This is a genomic window from Streptomyces sp. NPDC052107 (assembly GCF_040680215.1).
Classification (GTDB): domain Bacteria; phylum Actinomycetota; class Actinomycetes; order Streptomycetales; family Streptomycetaceae; genus Streptomyces.
The window spans coordinates 131,343-148,312 of record NZ_JBFAWG010000013.1; the positions used below are offsets into that span (position 1 = coordinate 131,343).

15 protein-coding genes are annotated in these 16,970 nt (G+C 71.8%); 6 read left to right on the top strand and 9 right to left on the bottom strand.

The window, feature by feature from the left end:
• The first annotated feature begins 32 nt into the window (after positions 1 to 32).
• Positions 33 to 1,484: a PspC domain-containing protein gene (locus tag AB0M27_RS17435; RefSeq protein WP_365722557.1), complete on the top strand. Its 1,452-nt coding sequence runs from the start codon at positions 33 to 35 to the stop codon at positions 1,482 to 1,484.
• Positions 1,471 to 1,680: a hypothetical protein gene (locus AB0M27_RS17440; RefSeq protein ID WP_365722559.1), complete on the top strand. Its 210-nt coding sequence runs from the start codon at positions 1,471 to 1,473 to the stop codon at positions 1,678 to 1,680. Before AB0M27_RS17435 ends, AB0M27_RS17440 begins: the two co-directional genes overlap by 14 nt.
• Before the next feature lie 129 nt (positions 1,681 to 1,809).
• Here AB0M27_RS17440 and AB0M27_RS17445 read toward each other — a convergent pair whose 3' ends face one another.
• From AB0M27_RS17445 to AB0M27_RS17455, 3 genes are all read right to left on the bottom strand, one after another.
• Positions 1,810 to 2,340 (bottom strand): DoxX family membrane protein, encoded by a 531-nt coding sequence (locus AB0M27_RS17445; RefSeq protein WP_365722561.1) that lies wholly within the window; start codon positions 2,338 to 2,340, stop codon positions 1,810 to 1,812.
• 201 nt (positions 2,341 to 2,541) lie between these two features.
• Positions 2,542 to 2,778: a hypothetical protein gene (locus AB0M27_RS17450; protein WP_365722563.1), complete on the bottom strand. Its 237-nt coding sequence runs from the start codon at positions 2,776 to 2,778 to the stop codon at positions 2,542 to 2,544.
• Between the two features lie 220 nt (positions 2,779 to 2,998).
• A complete protein-coding gene (locus AB0M27_RS17455; protein WP_365722566.1) occupies positions 2,999 to 4,279 on the bottom strand; it encodes a hypothetical protein in 1,281 nt (426 codons plus the stop codon).
• 190 nt (positions 4,280 to 4,469) lie between these two features.
• Here AB0M27_RS17455 and AB0M27_RS17460 point away from each other — a divergent pair, with 190 nt between their 5' ends.
• Positions 4,470 to 5,390, top strand: coding sequence for a DUF4429 domain-containing protein (locus AB0M27_RS17460; protein WP_365722568.1), 921 nt, complete (start codon positions 4,470 to 4,472; stop codon positions 5,388 to 5,390).
• Between the two features lie 15 nt (positions 5,391 to 5,405).
• On the opposite strand, the gene AB0M27_RS17465 is transcribed toward AB0M27_RS17460, so the two are convergent.
• Entirely contained in the window at positions 5,406 to 6,203 is a 798-nt protein-coding gene (locus AB0M27_RS17465; protein ID WP_365722570.1) for a class II aldolase/adducin family protein, read from the bottom strand.
• Between the two features lie 149 nt (positions 6,204 to 6,352).
• On the opposite strand from AB0M27_RS17465, the gene AB0M27_RS17470 reads away from it, so the two are divergent.
• A complete protein-coding gene (locus AB0M27_RS17470) occupies positions 6,353 to 6,817 on the top strand; it encodes a pyridoxamine 5'-phosphate oxidase family protein (RefSeq protein WP_365722712.1) in 465 nt (154 codons plus the stop codon).
• 3 nt (positions 6,818 to 6,820) lie between these two features.
• On the opposite strand, the gene guaA is transcribed toward AB0M27_RS17470, so the two are convergent.
• Positions 6,821 to 8,401: a glutamine-hydrolyzing GMP synthase gene (gene guaA / locus AB0M27_RS17475; RefSeq protein ID WP_365722572.1), complete on the bottom strand. Its 1,581-nt coding sequence runs from the start codon at positions 8,399 to 8,401 to the stop codon at positions 6,821 to 6,823.
• A 284-nt stretch (positions 8,402 to 8,685) separates the two neighbouring features.
• On the opposite strand from guaA, the gene AB0M27_RS17480 reads away from it, so the two are divergent.
• Together AB0M27_RS17480 and AB0M27_RS17485 are read left to right on the top strand one after the other, a co-directional pair.
• Positions 8,686 to 8,964, top strand: coding sequence for a chorismate mutase (locus tag AB0M27_RS17480; RefSeq protein ID WP_153539179.1), 279 nt, complete (start codon positions 8,686 to 8,688; stop codon positions 8,962 to 8,964).
• Between the two features lie 703 nt (positions 8,965 to 9,667).
• On the top strand, positions 9,668 to 10,699 hold the full coding sequence (locus AB0M27_RS17485) for an LAETG motif-containing sortase-dependent surface protein (protein ID WP_365722575.1): 1,032 nt from the start codon (positions 9,668 to 9,670) through the stop codon (positions 10,697 to 10,699).
• A gap of 66 nt (positions 10,700 to 10,765) precedes the next feature.
• Here the strand turns inward: AB0M27_RS17485 and AB0M27_RS17490 are convergent, their stop codons facing one another.
• The 4 genes from AB0M27_RS17490 to AB0M27_RS17505 form a co-directional block, all read right to left on the bottom strand.
• A complete protein-coding gene (locus tag AB0M27_RS17490) occupies positions 10,766 to 12,571 on the bottom strand; it encodes a GMC family oxidoreductase (RefSeq protein WP_365722577.1) in 1,806 nt (601 codons plus the stop codon).
• Positions 12,572 to 12,612: 41 nt separating this feature from the next.
• Positions 12,613 to 14,226, bottom strand: coding sequence for a succinic semialdehyde dehydrogenase (locus AB0M27_RS17495; protein ID WP_365722579.1), 1,614 nt, complete (start codon positions 14,224 to 14,226; stop codon positions 12,613 to 12,615).
• Between the two features lie 136 nt (positions 14,227 to 14,362).
• Complete coding sequence (locus AB0M27_RS17500; RefSeq protein WP_365722581.1) at positions 14,363 to 15,232, bottom strand: serine/threonine-protein kinase; 870 nt, start codon at positions 15,230 to 15,232, stop codon at positions 14,363 to 14,365.
• 61 nt (positions 15,233 to 15,293) lie between these two features.
• Positions 15,294 to 16,907 (bottom strand): serine/threonine-protein kinase, encoded by a 1,614-nt coding sequence (locus AB0M27_RS17505; protein ID WP_365722583.1) that lies wholly within the window; start codon positions 16,905 to 16,907, stop codon positions 15,294 to 15,296.
• Positions 16,908 to 16,970 lie beyond the last annotated feature (63 nt).

Here is a 16,970-nt window from a genome sequence, read left to right on the forward strand (position 1 = left end):
CGCGGCGGCGGCCTGGCCGTCACCATGGACGCATGACGGATCACGAGCACGCCGCGACGGGTCCGGGACCCGGCTCCGGCCCGCGCCCGGCCCCGGGCACCGGACCGACGGATGCCGCGCCCGCCGCGACGGAGAAGACGGGAGCGGCCGGCGCCGGCACGCAAGCCGACGCAGTGCAGCAGGATCAGGAACAGCCCGCAGCCGGGGCCCCCGAGCGGTTCCGGCGCGACCACGGGCACAAGATGATCGCGGGCGTGTGCGCGGGCCTCGGCCGGCACACCGACATGGACCCGGTGATCTTCCGGATCACCCTGGCCGTGCTGTCGGCGACCGGCGGCATCGGCCTCATTTTCTACGGCTTCGCCTGGCTGCTGGTGCCGTACGAGGACGAGGAGGAGAACGAGGTCCGCAAGCTGCTGACGGGCCGGGTCGACGGCCAGGCGCTCGCCGCCGTGCTGTTCGCCCTGGTCGGCTGCGGGATCTTCCTCACCATGCTGAGAAACGGCGGGGTGCTGGCCTTCGCGGTGGTGCTCTCCCTTCTGCTGGCGGGCGCTGGGTACTGGTCGCGGCGCCGCGGCGCCCCCGGCCCCGACCCGCTCGCCGCCCAGGCCGCCGCCGACGCACCGCCGGAGGCCCAGGCCCCCCCGGTCGTCACCGTCTTCCCGTCGTGGTGGCGGGACCCGATCGTCAAGGACGGCACCCATGTCGGCGGCACCGGCTATCTGTGGGGGCCCGGCGACGCCCGCGACCGGGACCTCACCTCGATGGTCGACGTCGGCATCGCCACCCCCTGGACCCACGGCCACCAGGGCTCCGTACAGCCGCGGACCAGTGCGCCCCCGAGACCACGCGGCCCGCGCTGGATCGGTGGCTGGGTGTTCCTGCTCGCCCTGGTGGCGGGCGGCCTGGGCACCGGGCTGACCTGGGACACGCACCCGCTGGGCACCAGTCTGCAGACCGGTCTGGCGTGCGCGCTGGCGGTCTTCGGCCTGGGCATCACGATCAGCGCGTTCCTGGGCCGTACGGGAGCCGGGACGGTCTTCCTGGCGGTCGTCACGGCGGCGCTGCTCGCCGGGGCGTCGGCCATGCCCAAGGACATCACCACCCACTGGAGAGACACCTCCTGGGCGCCCGCCGCGACGGCGCAGGTGCGACCGGCGTACGACCTGGGCACCGGGCGCGGCACGCTGGATCTGAGCCGGGTGCATCCGGGCAAGGGGCGGACGGTCACGACGGACGCCCACGTGGGTGCGGGACAGCTGAAGGTGATCGTGCTGGCGGACGCGACGGTACGGATGAGCATCGAGGTGGGCGTCGGCGACATCCGGTTGCCCGGCGACAGCAGGAAGGACGTGGACGTGCAGCCGCGCAGGCTCAAGAACGTGACGCTGGCGCCGGCCAAGGGCGCCCAGGAGGCCGGCACGCTCGACCTCACGCTGAAGGTCGGGGTCGGACAGGTGGAGGTGGATCGTGCTGCGCCATGAGTTCCAGCCCGGGAGGCTGGTCGCCGGGCTCTTCCTCACCGCCACCGGCGTGGTCTTCGCGGGAGACGCGGGCGGACTGTGGGAGACGCCGTGGTTCGCGGTCGTGCCGCTGATCGTGGGCGGCCTGTTCCTCGCCGGTGCCACGGCAGCGGTGGCCCGGGGCATACGCGGACGGGGTCACGCCGAGCGCGTCTGACGGTCCCGGTACACCGGGCCGGTCGGCGTGCGGCGGCCAGTGGTCGTCCGACGGCGGTGGGTCTCCCGCGGCCGCCGGCCCCATGGCCGCCGGCGGCCAGGGCGTCGGCGCCATGGGACCGTCCGTCGGCTATCGGTAACCGCCCAGTCGCTGTCGGCGGCGGGCTCGCCAGGCCGCGTCCACGGAGAGGTAGGGGGCGCCGGCGAGGATCAGGGGGATCCAGGCCATGAAGTAGGCGAGGTCGTTGCCGTAGTAGTAGGGGGTCGTCGACCAGCTCACCGTCATCCACAGGCTGAACGAGATCAGCGCGCCGCCGAGCGCGGCCAGCCGGCCGAGCAGACCGAGCAGGGTGCCGATGCCGACGGCCAGTTCACCGAGGGCGATGGCGTAGCCGAAGCCGACCGGGGACTTCAGGGCCAGGTCGACCAGGGCCGGGATGGCGGCGGAGTCGCGGGCCGAGCGCATGGTGTCACCGATGGATCCGGCTCCGCCGGACTTCAGGAAGGAGCTGCTGGTGAGCTTGTCCAGGCTGGCGTAGATGAAGGTGATGCCGAGGAAGACACGAAGCGGCAGCAGGGCGTAGTGGCCGGCGGTCTCCCGCCAGCCGCCGGTGCCGTTGAGCCGGTTCATGTGCGTGTCCGTCCGAATGCCGTGAGTCATCGTCGCAAACCGCCCTCTCGCCCGCCGTCCCGCCCCTCACTTGACCATACGTACGACGAGGGGACGCAGTTCAATCCCGACTCGGATGTTTTTCCGGATTTCGGCCCCTCATGCGGGAGGCCGGGAAGGGCCTGTCGGACCTCGTTCAGATGCGGGCCATGATCTGCCGCACGGGATGGCCGAGGACCCGGGCGACGGCGGTCAGTTCCTCGGGGTGAGCAGGGAGCGCTGCGGGTTCCAGGCGGCGATCTCGAAGCGGGCGAAACCACACGGCCAGTCGTAGTCCAGTCGGTCCAGGGAGGTGTCGGTGGCGCAGCAGGGGGCGGTGATGTCGAGGGTGGGCAGGCTGTCGTGGCCCTGCTCGTCGTACGCGTCGAGCAGGGCCCCGTACCACTCGGGGCCGATGGCGCCGTCGCAGTGCGGGCAGCGGATGCTCACCAGGTTCGAGCCGCAGTCGACGGCGGTGATCGCCTCGTGCCAGTCGACGTCCAGTTCGACGGCGTCGGGGTCGGCGTGGAGGTCGTCGGGGGAGCCGGAGACCAGTTACAGGACCAGGGCTGCGACGCGCTTCCCGGCGTCCGGTGCCGGCTGCCGGTGCGGGTCGGTCGGTATCACCGACAGAACGCTCTCGCTCATCGGCCGACCGCTCCCCCGCTGCTCACTCGGTGACCTGGACGACACACCGGTTGGTCGCCACCCCGGCCGCGGTGACCACCTGCACCTCCACCGCCCCGGGCTCGACCTCGGCCGGCACGGGCACGGTCAGGACGCTGTCGGTGGGGTTGCTGAAACCGCCGGTGACGGGGACCAGCGGGACGTGCACGTCGACGCTGCCGATGCGGACCACCATGCGGGAGAGCCGGTCGGCGCTCTGGGCGCCGGGTGGCACGAAACCGGCGCCACGGATCTCGATGTCGTCGCCGGTGCGGATCGGCCCGTCCAGGTCGCCGGGTTCACGGGCGCGGACCACGGAGAGGACGACCGGGCGGCCGCCCTCGGCGTACTTGCCGGCCAGGTAAGTCACGGCCGAGATCAGCACCACCACGCCCAGGCCCCAGGGCAGGTCGGGCAGCTGGTCGGGGCGGCGGGCCAGGCGTACGGCGGCGAACAGCAGGGCGACGGCGCTGATGGCGACGTACTGGATGTCGGTGAAGGCGCCCCGGCCGGAGTCGTCGGTGAGCAGGTCGGCGGCGCGTGGCCGGTGCGCCGGCACCTTCTGCAGCCGCTGCGCGAGGATGCGCAGGCCCACCACCCGGCGGACCAGGACGGCGATGCCGCACACCACGGCGAGGACGGTCACCACGCCCGCGCCGCGCGCGAGGTCGAGGCCCGAGATCAGCGCGTCGCGTTCGGTGTGGTCGGAGGCGGCGGCCAGCCGGACGGCCAGCACCAGGACGGCGTAGCCGACGAACAGCACCCAGCAGGCGGCGACCGTACGGGAGGTGGACATCCGGTTGTCCTCGCCGATCAACGGGGCCGGCGCCCCGCCGCGCGCCCGGTGCAGCCAGGAGGCGGCGGTGAGCACACCGGCGACGAGGAGCGCGGCGGTCAGGGCCGCGGTGCGGGCACCGGTCCAGCCCGCGGCGACCGCGGTGAGCGCCTCGCCGAGCAGCAGGGCGAGCACCACGCCCCACACGACGCACACCGTCCGCAGCCACAGCCGGGCGAGCCAGGCCTCACCCTCGGCGCGGCCGCGTTCGGCGACGGCCTCCGCCCGCTGGGTCAGTTCCTCGGAGACCCACTGGCGGGAAGCCGAGGCCGAGTGCGCCACGGCCGCCGGCAGACCCAGCCCGGCCGCGAACTCGTCACGCCGGCGCAGGAACGCGGCGACGGCCCGCCGGTGTCCCTCCCGGGCGCCGTGCGGGCAGTCCCCGCAGGTGCAGCCGCCCTCGTGGATCCCGTCGGCACCCGTGCCCTGTCTCGCCTCCTGCACCGCCACGACCGGCGCCCGCCTTCCCCACGACCTCCCGGCACGGCCGGCGGTCCCTCGATGGAAGGACTCACCCCCGCGCAACTGCCCTGCGTCGACAGCGAATTGTGCCCTACGCCGGGCCGTCCGGGACCGTCGGGCCGCGTCGTGGCGGGTGAAGTACGAGCCAGCGTGTTGACCCGGCTGCGAGAATTTCCGTATGGCCGAGATCATCCAGCGGGACGGGACCTGGGCCTTCGACGGCAGCACGATCCGGATCACCCCCGGACTGCACCGCTGCGTGCCGCTGTTCCGGCAGACGTACGGGGAGATCTCCGTGCCGCTGGAGGCGGTCTCGGACGTGGTCTGGGAACCCGAGCGCAGGCGTGGCCGGCTGCGGATGCGGCTGCGCGAGGGCGCCGACCCTCCCCCACTGCCTCAAGGGCGTGGGCGGTGCCCCCAGCTGCAGGCGACGGGCGGGCGGCTGCCGGACCCGGCCGACCCCTACCGGCTGACGGTGGAGGCGGACCGCGGCGGGGTCGCGGAGTACGTCGCCGAGGAGATCCGGCACGCCCTGCTCCTCGACCGGATCCCCAAGGAGCCCACGAACGCCTATCTGCTGCCGGGCCCGCCGGTGCCGGTGTCCGTGCGGTCCTCCGACGGCACGGTCTCCTTCGACGGCACGCAGGTGCGCATCGACTGGGCCGACACCTCCGACCGGGTCAAACGCGCGACCGGCCCGCGGATCATCGCCCTCGGCGACCTGGTGCAGGTGGAGTGGCTGCCCAACTCCGGGTACGAGGACGGCTTCCTGCGGTTCGTGACCCCGGAGACGGTGTTCTCCAAGCTGCCGCCCGAGCGGGACCCCTACACCCTGGACCTGTGGGGCAGCGTGCGGCGCGATCTGCTGACCGCGCTGGTCGCGACCGCCGTCACCGCCCGGCTGCCGCATCCCTCCACGCGCACGGGCGGCGCGTACGACGGCCGGGACCGGCAGCGGGCGGCCGTACCGGAGCAGGCCGACCACCATGACGTACTGCTGCGCCGGCTGCGGGAGTTGGGCGAGCTGCACCGGGACGGGGTGTTCACGGAGGAGGAGTTCGCGATGACCAAGGCGGCGGTGCTCAGGGGGTTCGGCTGAGCATGCCCGGAGGGTTCAGCTCAGCAGGTCGGGCTCGCTGCGGCTGATGTCCTGCCACAGGGGCTGGTAGTTGATCCAGGCCACCAGGTCGCCGCCGAGTTGTTCGCGGGTGGCGACGGCCAGCTTGTGGTCGATGAGGATCGGGCGGCCGGCCGCCTTCGCCATCAGCTGCACCTGGCAGGACCGCTCCATGGACAGGAACCACCAGGCGGCGGCGTCCACCGAGTCGCCGACAGTGAGCAGTCCGTGGTTGCGCAGCACGAGCGCCTTGCGGGAGCCGAGGGCCCCGGCGATCCGGCGGCCTTCCTCGATGTCGACGGTGACTCCGCTGTAGGCGTCGTAGAGCGCCACGTCCTCGTAGAAGGCGCAGCTCTCCTGGGTGATGGGGTCGATCAGCTCGCCGAGCGCGGCGAGGGCGCGGCCGTGCACGGAGTGGCAGTGAGCGACGGCGACGACGTCCGGGCGGGCGGCGTGGACCTGGGCGTGCACGGTGAACGCGGCCTGGTTGACGTGGTAGCGGCCCTCGACGACCTGCCCGTCCTGGTTGACGAGGACGAGATCGCCGACCGTGACGTGCTTGAACGGCATCCCGAAGGGGTTGACCCAGAAGCAGTCGGTGAACTCCGGGTCGCGGGCGGTGATGTGCCCGGAGACTCCGTCCTCGAGCCCGGACCGCCCGAAGATCCGCAGGGCACCGGCGAGCCGCTCCTTGCGGTGCCGGCGCTCGTCCTCGACCGAGCCGAACATCGGCGGCATGGCGAACTGCAGCTGGTCGGTGGGCAGCGGCAGGGGCGGCGGGGTGGGCCCGTGCATAGGTCCTCCAGCACTGGGATTGCTGTACGCGCCGGAAGTTACCGCCGGGCAGCGCAAAAGGGCAGAGCTGTTTTGTAAAGATGACGTTCGCGGTGGAAACACGACAGAGGATGTCCGGTTTGCCGGTCAGACTGGCGTGCATGGCACATATGAACTGGGCGGCCTTCGCCTCCGCCGAACCCGGGTCGGCGCGGCTCGTCGAGGAGCGTTTCGGCGCCTTCCGTCACCACGTCCTCGCCACCCTGCGCAAGGACGGCTCGCCGCGCACCTCCGGGCTGGAGGCCGACTTCCGAGGCGGCGAGCTGTGGCTCGGCATGATGGCGGGCTCGCTGAAAGCCCTCGACCTGCGCCGCGACCCCCGCTTCTCGCTCCAGGCCAACCCGGGCGAGGGCACGGACATGGGCGGCGGGGACGTACGGATCGCGGGGCGGGCGTACGAGGTCGGGGGTGAGCGGAAGTCCTGGTACACGAAAGAGGTGGAACCGCCGGAGCCGTTCCACCTCTTCCGCACCGAGCTGACGGAGGTCGTACGGACCTACGTCGAGGACGAGAAGTACCTCGTCGTCCAGGTCTGGAAGCCCGGTGCGCCCTTGCGCACGCTCAAGCGCGCCTAGGGCCTACTCCCACTCGATGGTGCCCGGCGGCTTGGAGGTGACGTCGAGGACGACCCGGTTGACGTCCCGGACCTCGTTGGTGATCCGGGTCGAGATGCGGGCCAGGACGTCGTACGGCAGCCGGGACCAGTCGGCGGTCATGGCGTCCTCGGAGGACACCGGGCGCAGCACGATCGGGTGGCCGTAGGTGCGGCCGTCGCCCTGGACGCCGACGGAGCGGACGTCGGCGAGCAGCACCACGGGGCACTGCCAGATGTCGCGGTCGAGGCCAGCCGCGGTGAGCTCCTCGCGGGCGATCGCGTCGGCGTCACGCAGCAGGTCCAGGCGCTCCTTGGTGACCTCGCCGACGATGCGGATGCCAAGGCCCGGGCCCGGGAACGGCTGGCGCTGGACGATCTCCTCCGGCAGGCCAAGCTCCTGGCCGACCATGCGGACCTCGTCCTTGAACAGCTTGCGCAGCGGCTCGATCAGCTTGAACTCGAGGTCCTCGGGCAGGCCGCCGACGTTGTGGTGCGACTTGATGTTGGCGGTGCCGGTGCCGCCGCCGGACTCGACCACGTCCGGGTACAGGGTGCCCTGGACCAGGAACTCCACGGCTGGGCCCTCGTCGGCGATGATGTCGGCCTGCGCCTGCTCGAAGACGCGGATGAACTCACGACCGATGATCTTGCGCTTCTCCTCGGGGTCCGAGACGCCCTTGAGCGCGGTCAGGAAGCGCTCCTCGGCGTCCACGACGACGAGCTTGACGCCGGTCGCGGCCACGAAGTCCTTCTCGACCTGCTCGGTCTCGCCCTTGCGCATCAGGCCGTGGTCGACGTACACGCAGGTCAGCTGGTCGCCGATGGCCCGCGCGACGAGGGCGGCGGCGACGGCGGAGTCCACGCCGCCGGACAGACCGCAGATCGCCCGCTTGTCGCCGACCTGCTCGCGGATCGCGGCGACCTGCTCCTCGATCACGTTGCCGGTCGTCCAGTTCGGCTGCAGACCCGCGCCGCGGTAGAGGAAGTGCTCCAGCACCTGCTGGCCGTGCGTGGAGTGCATGACCTCGGGGTGGTACTGGACGCCGTAGAGCTTCTTCTCGTCGTTCTCGAAGGCGGCGACCGGGACGACGTCCGTGGACGCGGTGACGGTGAAGCCCTCGGGGGCGGCGGAGCAGGCGTCGCCGTGCGACATCCACACGTGCTGCTCGTCCGGGGTGCCCTCGAAGAGGGTGGAGGACGTCCGGGAGACGTGCAGATCGGTACGGCCGTACTCGCGGGCGCCGGTGTTGTCGACGGTGCCGCCGAGGGACCGGGCCATCAACTGGAAGCCGTAGCACATGCCGAAGACGGGGACGCCGGCCTCGAAGATCTCGCGGTCGAGGGTGGGGGCGCCCGCCTCGTACACCGAGGAGGGGCCGCCGGAGAGGATGATCGCCGCGGGGTTCTTGGCGAGCATCTCCTTCACCGGCATGGTGCTCGGCACGATCTCGCTGTAGACCCGGGCCTCGCGGACGCGACGGGCGATGAGCTGGGCGTACTGCGCGCCGAAGTCGACGACCAGGACGGTGTCCGGGGTGGCGGCAGTGGAAGTCGCTGATGACACGGGGTGCCTTCTGGTGGTCGGGCGGGGTCTGTGCTAACGAGTCTAACGGGGTGGGCGCGGAGGCTTCCCCTGCGCCGAGCCATGGCATACTGACCCCATGCGCAAGCACTCGACCTTCGTCTTTACCTATGGCATCCGGCCCGCCGGCTGCCATGGTCGTGCTGCTTGAGCGCAACGCCAAGCGACTTACCAGGCGCCCCGGGCCGACAAGGCCCGGGGCGTCTGTCGTTTCCGGGTCCTGCCGTTCCGGGGCGTCCCAGCCACCTTCACCAGGAGCCCCCGACATGACCACCACCACCCCGGAAGAGACCACCTCGACCCCGGAAGAGACCATCGCCGGCGCCCGTGAGCGCATCGACGTGCTCGACGACCGGATCATCGGTCTCATCCAGGAGCGGATGGCCGTCTCCGCCGTCGTCCAGCAGACCCGCATCGCCTCCGGCGGACGCCGGGTGCACCTCTCCCGTGAGATGGAGATCCTCGGCCGCTACCGCGAGGCCCTCGGCAAGCCGGGCACCGGCCTCGCCATGACCCTGCTGGAGCTGTGCCGGGGTCGCATCTGAGCGCCGCAACCCAGCGTCGTATGTGAGTTCGAGAGCTGCCTCACCCATACGGCGCGTGACTGGCTCGCGCGGCACTTCGTTGATCGAGGTGTCCGTGCCAGCCAGGGGCGGGCCCGACAGAACCACGCGTGGCTCGCTGGAGCGATGAGGCGTAAGGGTCGTGCCGTACGCCGTGGGACCTCGCTCCAGGGAAGTGACCGGACGGCAGGGGACAGCAGCCCGGTCACCCAAGAGAACGGTCGGCTCCGGGGACGCCCGGGGCCGACCGGCGGAAAACTGCACATACGCACCAGTGCCGGGTCACCTGCCGGGTGCCCGCACCGAAACGGTATTGCTGCACACCGTCCGCCCCCCGGGGGCAGGACCAACGAACCAGCGTGCGCCCCCGGCGCCGCCCCAGGCACCGGCGCTGCCCTGACGTCGGTGCTGACCAGAAGAAGGGCCCCGCGGTCTCTCCGTCCCGCGGGGCCCTTCGTCATGCCCCGGCCGAATGCCCGGCCGAATGCCCGGCGGAATGCCCGGTCGAACGCCCGGTCGAATGTGACTGGCATCACACAGTCTTACGCCCGGCATGCGCACAACCCTTCTCACAGGTCACGGGTCTCACCTACGCAACCAACGGCCATGCCCGTGCCCCACACACGGAGGCCTCCGAGACACGTGCTGCCGCGTGGCAGCACGGGAGCCCCACAAGAGGTCCTCAATGAAGCTTCGCCGCGCCATGATGACCGCGGCCGCGACGGCTGCCCTCGCGCCGCTCGCACTGGTCTGTGCCCCTGCCGCGTTCGCCGACGACTCCCCGAGCCCCTCGGTCAGCACCTCGACCTCGACCGAGACGACTCCCGCGGCCGACCCGAGCACCAGCCCGGCCGCCGACGAGAGCTCGCCCGCCGGCCAGACGTCGGTCAGCCCGTCCGCCTCCGACTCGGCGAGCCCGAGCGCGTCGGAGTCCGCCTCCGCGTCCGAGTCGGCATCCCCGTCGGCGTCCACGTCCACCGAGCCCAGTGAGAGCGCCGAGCCCAGTGACGAGCCGACGACGCCGTCCGGGATCTGCGAGGAGGACGACGCCAACTACAAGTCCAAGATCCACGTTTCGCTCAGCGGTCTGCCCGGCGAGATCGCCGTGGGCAGCGGCTGGCACCCCTTCACGCTCAGCGTCAAGAACCCGACGTCGACCAACCTCAAGGACGTCATCTTCTACGCGGGCGTCGGCCCGAGCGACCCGAACGCCCAGTACGCGTTCAAGACCAGCCAGGTCCAGCTCCAGGTGAAGTACGCCGGCGCCTGGTACGACGTCGAGGACGGAGCCGGCCACTCCAACGGCTACCTCGACCTCGCCGACATCAAGGCCGGCCAGACGGTGGACTACCAGCTCCGGCTGAACGTCAAGGCGAACGCGCCGGTCGGTGAGGGCCTCACCATCGGTGGCGGCATGTACTTCGACGACGACGAGAACTGCATCGGCTCGGACCAGGCCAGCTACCTGATCAAGATCGTCAAGGCCGGCACCGACACGGGCGGGACGAAGCCCCAGGAGGGTGGCAAGGTCCCGGTTCCCACCCAGAAGCCGAGCAAGACCAACACCCAGACCGTCACCGGCTCGCTCGCCGAGACCGGTTCCAGCTCCATGCTGCCGACCATCGGTCTCGTCGGCGGTGTGGCCGTCGTCGCCGGCGCCGGAGCGGTGTTCACCGTCCGCCGCCGCAAGGGCGCCGGTTCGAACGCAGCCGCGTAAGCGCGGTCGCACAACCGAAGGGGCCTGCGCCAGGAGGGGGGTGCAGGCCCCTTCGGCGTGCCCGCGCTACTGCTTCGGCGGCACCGCCGGCATCCCCAGGAACGGCAGGCGCAGCGCGCCGAACGCCTCCGCGGGAACCGCCGGGGCCTGCGGCTCCACCGGCTTCAGCCGCTCGTACACGGCACCCTGCGCCGGACGCGGATCCTCCTCGCCCTTGTTCGGCCAGAAGGACATCGCGCGCTCGGCCTGCGCGGTGATCGTCAGCGACGGGTTCACGCCCAGGTTCGCCGAGACCGCGGCGCCGTCCACGACGGAGATGCCCGGGTGGCCGTAGAGACGGTGGTAGGGGTCGATCACGCCGGTCCCGGCGGAGTCGCCGATGGGGCAGCCGCCGAGGAAGTGCGCGGTGAGCGGGGTGCCCATCAGCTCGCCGACGTTGCTGCCGGCGAAGCCGTTGATCTCGGCGGCGAGCGCGGAGGCGGCCTCCGTGGCGGCCTTGATCTGCTTGGGATTCGGCGTGCCGTGCCCCTGCCGCGCGGTGAGCAGACCCTTGCCGACGCCGCCCGGCTTCAGGTACGTCGTCAGGGAGTTGTCCAGCGACTGCATCACCAGGCCGATGATGGTCCGCTCGGACCAGCGCCGGTTGGACAGGGAGCGCAGGACCAGGAGCGGATGCCGGGCCGCGTTCGCCAGCCAGGCCAGCGCGCGAGAGGAGCCCTCGGCGTAGGGGACCTGGAGGATGGACAGGCCGCCCATCGAGTTCGAGCCCTTGCCGTAGCGGACCGGCTCGATGTGGGTGTTCTCGTCGGGGTGGATCGAGGACGTGATGGCGACACCACGCGTGAAGTCGGCCTTCGGCTCGCCGGTCGCCTTGCGGTAGCGGCGGTTGTCGGTCTGCGCGCCGACCAGCGCCTCGGAGTTGGTGCGGGTCAGGTCGCCGAGCCGGGCGGAGAGATACGGCAGCTGGCCGCCGGTCTTCATCCGGTGCAGCAGGGTCTGGGTGCCGTAGGTGCCGGCGGCGAGGACGACCCTGCGCGCGGTGAAGAGCCGGCTCTCGCCCTTCTTCTTCCGGTCCGTCGGCAGGGTCGCCACCGCGTACCCGCCGCGCGAGTCGTCCGTGACGGACACGACCGTCGTCATGGGGTGGACCACCGCGCCCGCCTTCTCGGCGAGGTAGAGGTAGTTCTCGTTCAGGGTGTTCTTCGCGCCGTGCCGGCAGCCGGTCATGCACTCGCCGCACTCGGTGCAGGCGTTGCGGGACGGACCGGCGCCGCCGAAGTACGGGTCGTTCACCTGCTCGCCGGGCCTGGCCTTCGCCTTCCCGTCCGCGTCCTTGCCGTCGCCGAAGAACACGCCGACCGGGGCGAGGTGAAAGGTGTCGCCGACGCCCATCCGCTGCGCCGCCGCCTTCAGATGCACGTCGGAGGGGGTCATCGTCGGGTTGAGCCGTACGCCGAGCATGCGCCGGGCCTGGTCGTAGTACGGCCTCAGCTCCTCCTGCCAGTCGGTGATCTCCCGCCACTGGGGGTCGTCGAAGAACGCCTTCGGCGGTACGTAGAGGGTGTTGGCGTAGTTGAGCGAACCGCCGCCGACGCCCGCGCCGGCCAGCACCATGACATTGCCCAGCAGGTGGATGCGCTGGATGCCGAACATGCCGAGCTTGGGCGCCCAGAGGTAGTTCTTCAGGTCCCAGGAGTTCTTCGGCAGGGAGTCCCGGGTGAAGCGGCGGCCGGCTTCGAGCACACCGACCCGGTATCCCTTCTCGGTCAGGCGGAGGGCGGTCACCGAGCCGCCGAACCCCGATCCGACCACGACGACGTCGTAGTCGTACCCGTCCTCGTCCCGGGTCTGGACAGACTTCTCCTGCGACACGTGCTCTCCTCGTCGAGAACGGGTGTGGGCGAACGGTGCTTCTAGCGGAACCGGAATGCCTTCATCAGGCGCAGACTCGTGCTCATGAAACGGGCGTAGCCCTCGTCGGTCATGCCCAGCGAGGGAGCCATCGGCAGCAACCGCTGCTGGGCCACCGTCTGGGCCTCGGTGTACTTGAGGATGCCCTCGGAGCCGTGGCGGCGGCCGAGGCCGGAGTCCTTCATGCCGCCCATCGGGGACTGGACGCTGCCGTAGGCGGGTGCGTAGCCCTCGTTGACGTTGACCGTGCCGGTGCGCAGGCGGGCGGCGACCTCCCGGCCGCGCTGGGCGCTCTTGGTCCAGACGGAGGAGTTGAGGCCGTACGGCGTGGCGTTGGCGCGCTCGATCGCCTCGTCGTCGCTCGTGAACCGGTAGATGGAGACGACCGGGCCGAAGGTCTCCTCCTCGCACACGGCCATGGAGTCCTCGACGCCGTCGAGGATGGTCGGCTCGAAGAAGTACGGGCCGATGTCCGGACGGGCGGCCCCGCCCGCGATCAGCTTCGCGCCCTTCGCCACGGCCTCCTCGACATGCCGCTGAACGGTCTTCAGCTGGCGCTCGCCGACCAGCGAGCCCATGTCGGCGCCGTAGGCGAGGGAGTTGCCGAGCCGCATGGCCTTCGTGCGGGCGGCGAAGCGCTCCAGGAAGGCGTCGGCGATCGACTCGTGGACGTACAGCCGCTCGATGGAGATGCAGAGCTGCCCGGCGGAGGAGAAGCAGGCGCGTACGGCACCGGCGGCGGCCTTCTCGATGTCGGCGTCGTCCAGCACCAGCATGGCGTTCTTGCCACCGAGTTCGAGGGAGACGCCGACCAGCCGGGCTGCGGCGCCCTGGGCGACCTCGCGGCCGGTGCGGGTCGAGCCGGTGAAGGAGACGTAGTCGGCGTGCTTGACCAGCTCGGGACCGACGACCGGGCCCTCACCGAGCACGACCTGGAAGACGCCCTCGGGCAGCCCGGCCTCGATCAGCAGGTCACGCGCCCAGAGCGCGGTGAGGCACGTCTCGGTGTCCGGCTTCATCACGACCGCGTTGCCGGCCACGAAGGCGGGCAGCGCGTCGCCGACGGACAGCTCCAGGGGGTAGTTCCAGGGGGCGATCTGGCCCACCACGCCGCGCGGATGACGGAGTTCGGTGACCTTGGTGAGCGTGGGGACGGCGCCGGTGTGCCGCTTGGGCCGCAGGTAGGCGGGGGCCTTGCGGCCGTAGTGGCGGGCCGCGACGGCGACGGCCTGCACCTCCTCGTGCGCGTGCAGCCGGGCCTTGCCGGTCTCCAGCTGGATCAGGTCGAGCACCTCGGCCTGCCGCTCCAGCACCAGGTCGTGGAAGCGCAGGAGGACGGCGGCCCGCTGCCGTACCGGGGTCCTCCCCCACACGGCCTGCGCGGCGCGGGCGGCCTCGAAGGCCTTGAGTACGTCCTCGGGGGTGGACTCGGGCAGGTCGGCCAGCTTCTCGCCGGTGAACGGGGTGTGGTTGGCGGTACGGCCGGAGCCGGCGACGCCCTTGGTGAGCTGGGCCACCAGTTCCGGCGTGACCACGTCGGCGGCGGTGCGGGCGCCCTCGGGGGCGGGCGCGAGGGGGTTGGTGCCGGTGCTGTCCGGGGCCTGCGTGTCCGTCATGACGCGCAGGGTATGCCGCGGGACAGCCTTTGTGTACCCGTCGGTAACGGGGATTCACGGACTGCACACATACCGCCAGTGATCACTGGCAGCGAATGTGCTGATCAGGGCGTTGACACGGTCGCGAGCAGAAGGATCACTCCAGTCCGGCTTTTTTCGCCAGGAGGAGTCCCAGCGCCGTCCTCGGCGTGCGGCGAGGCGGGTCGGAGGGTGGCGGCGAAGGGGGCTCGGGCGCGGCTTCGGGTGCCGGGTCCGGTACGGGCGTGAGCCCGAGGTAGTCCCGCAGGGCCGCCGTGACCTCCTGCGCACCCGGACGGGCCTCCGGCTCGTCGGCGTGCAGCCGGTCCAGCAGGGGGCCCAGCGGGCCGGGGTCCGTGTCCGCGAGGGCGGCACGGAGCAGGGCGCCGAGGGACCACAGGTCGGAGGCCGGGCCGGCGCCGGGTCCCGCGGCACGCTCGGGAGCGACGAAACCGGAGGGCGCTTCCGCAGGGTGTCCGTCGCCGGTCCCGAAATCGGTGACGACCACCCGCCCGGTGCCCGACTCCAGCAGGACGTTGGCCGGTTTGACGTCCCGGTGCACGATGCCGACGGCGTGGGCGGCGCGCAGGGCACCGAGAACGGCGAGCCCGATCCGGGCGGCCTCGGCGGGCGGGAGGGGGCCGCTCCGCAGGACCTCCCGCAGCGAATCGCCCGCCACCAACTCCATGACGATCCAGGGAACATGGCCCTCGGTGACGACGTCGTACACCGTGACGGCGGAGGGATGGCGCACCCGGGCCGCGGCGCGGGCCTCCCGGTAGAGCCGGTGGGCGATACGGCGGCTGTCCTCGTCGTCGGCCGGATCGCCGGGCAGCAGCGGCTCCTTGACGGCGACCCGGCGACCCGGCTCCTGTTCGTCCAGGGCCCGCCAGACGGTCCCGGTGGGCCCGGACCCGAGGCGTCCGGCCAGCCGGTAGCGGCCACCGATCAGACGTGCGTCGGGCGGGCGTTCACCGTCTCCACTCATGTCACATGAGTACCGCGAGCACCAGGCCCTTGTCGAAGCGGGACCCTCAAAAACCCGGCGCTCACAGCTTCTTGATGTCCAGGTTCGCGATCGCCGCCTCGGCCACCTCCCGGCCGCGGGCCGTGAAGTCGCCCTTGTTCGGGTAGCCGACGGTGAGCTTGTACAGGTCGCCGCCGCCCGTGCGGTAGTAGAAGATCTGGAGTTCGCGCGGGCTGGGGTTGCCGCCGTCGTTGCTCTTGTAGACGACGGTGTTCTTCGCGGCCTCCTTGCCGTGGTACGTCGCGGTGTCGTCCGGGTGTGTCCTCGCACCGCCGGGCATGTCGAGGGAGTAGTCGCCGTCGCCGCGGAACTTCTCGTCGTCGGCGTACATCTGGGACCGGGCGGTGTTCTTGATCTCGCCCAGGGAGTCCTGCGACTTCTTCGCCAGCTCCAGCGTGATCCAGACGCCGCCGCTCCAGTCCTCGTACGTCACCCAGTTCCGGTCCTGGTCGTCCTTGCCGGGCGTGACCACCTTGTAGCTCGCCGGGGCGGCGAGGGTGGCGCCGAGCTTCGGGGCCGGGCGCTCGGCCCAGCCGTCGGGCAGCGGGCCCGCGAAGGGATCGGCCAGGACCAGGTACGCCGCCACCGCCGTCACGACCAGCGCCGCGCCCGCGACCGGCCACGCCCTGCGGCCGAGCCGCCTGACCGGGGTGGGCGCGACCATCTGGACGGGCTGGGTGGGTGTCGGCGGCGCCGGGGGCTTGGCCGCCTCCTGAAGCAGCGCCCGTACCCGGTCCGCATGGGGCCGGTGCGCGGGGTCCTTGTGGAGCAGCCCGTTGATGACCTCGGCCAGCGGGCCGGAGGCGGAGGCGGGCGGGGCCGGGGTGGAGTTGAGGACCGACTGGAGGGTGGCCGGGGTGTTGCTGCGGCGGAACGGCGAGACACCCTCGGTGGCCGTGTAGAGCAGCACGCCCAGGGACCACAGGTCGCTCGCCGGGCCGGGCCGCCGGCCCAGCACCCGCTCGGGCGCGATGTACTCGGGCGAGCCGACGAAGCCGCCGGTGTCCGTGAGCCGCGTGTCGCCCTCGATCCGGGCGATCCCGAAGTCCGTCAGGACCACCCGGTCGTGCCGGCCGAGCAGGACGTTGTCGGGTTTGACGTCCCGGTGCAGGACACCCGCCGCGTGCGCCGCCTCGAGCGCGCCGAGCACCTGCAGTCCGATCCGGGCGGCCTCGCGGGCGTCCAGCGTGCCCTCGCGCAGGACGTCGCCGAGGGTGCGGCCGCGCACCAGCTCCATCACGATCCAGGGCCGGCCCTCGACCACCGCGACGTCGTGGACGTTCACCACCGCCGGGTGGTCGAGACGGGCCGCCGCGCGGGCCTCGCGGCGCATGCGCTCGAAGGCGTTGGCGCGTTCCCGTTCGGGAAGGCTGTCCGGTACGCGCGGCTCCTTGACGGCGACCTCCCGGTCCACCGTCTCGTCCTGGGCCCGCCACACGGTCCCCATCCCGCCATGGCCCAGCTTGCCGAGCAGTCGGTACCGGCCGGCGACGAGCCGCCCGGCGCCGGGGTCCTCCTGCTGAGCCGGGATGGGGTGCGGCTGTGCGTTCGGCTGCGGTTGTGGCGGCTGCGGCGGTTGCAGAACAAAACTCGTCGTGTCGTCGGTGCCGTGACCGACTCCCCCGTCACTGCTCATGCATCATCCATATCGCGCCATCGGCCCCCACAGCCACAGGGAAGACGAACCGGTCACCGACCC

What these genes read in the sequence shown, in the direction of transcription:
- AB0M27_RS17435 (WP_365722557.1), top strand. Translation starts at nt 33, where the DNA reads ATGACGGATCACGAGCACGCCGCGACGGGTCCGGGACCCGGCTCCGGC.
- AB0M27_RS17445 (WP_365722561.1), bottom strand. Translation starts at nt 2,340, where the DNA reads ATGACTCACGGCATTCGGACGGACACGCACATGAACCGGCTCAACGGC.
- AB0M27_RS17460 (WP_365722568.1), top strand. Translation starts at nt 4,470, where the DNA reads ATGGCCGAGATCATCCAGCGGGACGGGACCTGGGCCTTCGACGGCAGC.
- AB0M27_RS17465 (WP_365722570.1), bottom strand. Translation starts at nt 6,203, where the DNA reads ATGCACGGGCCCACCCCGCCGCCCCTGCCGCTGCCCACCGACCAGCTG.
- AB0M27_RS17470 (WP_365722712.1), top strand. Translation starts at nt 6,353, where the DNA reads ATGAACTGGGCGGCCTTCGCCTCCGCCGAACCCGGGTCGGCGCGGCTC.
- AB0M27_RS17480 (WP_153539179.1), top strand. Translation starts at nt 8,686, where the DNA reads ATGACCACCACCACCCCGGAAGAGACCACCTCGACCCCGGAAGAGACC.
- AB0M27_RS17485 (WP_365722575.1), top strand. Translation starts at nt 9,668, where the DNA reads ATGAAGCTTCGCCGCGCCATGATGACCGCGGCCGCGACGGCTGCCCTC.
- AB0M27_RS17495 (WP_365722579.1), bottom strand. Translation starts at nt 14,226, where the DNA reads ATGACGGACACGCAGGCCCCGGACAGCACCGGCACCAACCCCCTCGCG.
- AB0M27_RS17500 (WP_365722581.1), bottom strand. Translation starts at nt 15,232, where the DNA reads ATGAGTGGAGACGGTGAACGCCCGCCCGACGCACGTCTGATCGGTGGC.
- AB0M27_RS17505 (WP_365722583.1), bottom strand. Translation starts at nt 16,907, where the DNA reads ATGAGCAGTGACGGGGGAGTCGGTCACGGCACCGACGACACGACGAGT.